The 674-nt window shown below is 49.6% G+C and carries 1 protein-coding gene; it reads left to right on the top strand.

Going from position 1 to position 674, the window contains the following annotated elements; translation table 11 throughout:
* Nucleotides 1-674, top strand: a 674-nt coding sequence (locus R7Q48_RS27865) for an ABC transporter ATP-binding protein (protein WP_318133532.1), incomplete at both ends; no start/stop codon positions are given.

Here is a 674-nt window from a genome sequence, read left to right as displayed (position 1 = left end):
GGATGTGCTTGGGTTAGACATCCCAAAACAATCCGAACAACTGCGGCTCAAAATTGGCTACATGACACAAAAGTTCTCGTTGTACGACGACCTATCCGTTCAAGAAAACCTCGAATTTATTGGGCAAATTTTTGGTTTAAGCAGCAAGTCGCTGAAAGAGCGGATAGAAGAGCAACTCACCACTTACGGGTTGGATCAATTGCGCAAACAGCGCGTAAGCGGCATGAGTGGCGGTCAAAAGCAGCGCCTTTCACTCGCCGCGGCGACCATGCACAAACCCGAACTGCTATTTTTGGATGAGCCGACATCCGCCGTTGATCCCGAAAATCGACGCGATTTTTGGGAGCAGTTGTTCGACTTGTGCGATCAAGGTACGACGATTTTGGTCACCACGCATTACATGGACGAAGCGGAACGCTGCCACCGTCTGGCGATCATGGAATCTGGCGAAATTCGTGCCGATGGCGAACCCGAACAGTTAATGGAACAGATGGGCGTTAATATCATTGAGGTGAAAGCCGACAAACTTCGTGAACTCAAAGAAAAGCTGATTCAACGTGACGAAGTTCGCTCTGCGGCGCAGTTGGGGATTCGTTTACGCATCCTTATCCACCAGCATGTCGAGCAGCCGATTGAATGGTTAAAGCAGACGTTTCCTGAACTTCAAAACGCTG

The organism is Vibrio sp. 378, assembly GCF_033339435.1.
Note: the sequence above shows the minus strand (reverse complement) of the source record. Positions and strands in the feature narration are given on the sequence as shown.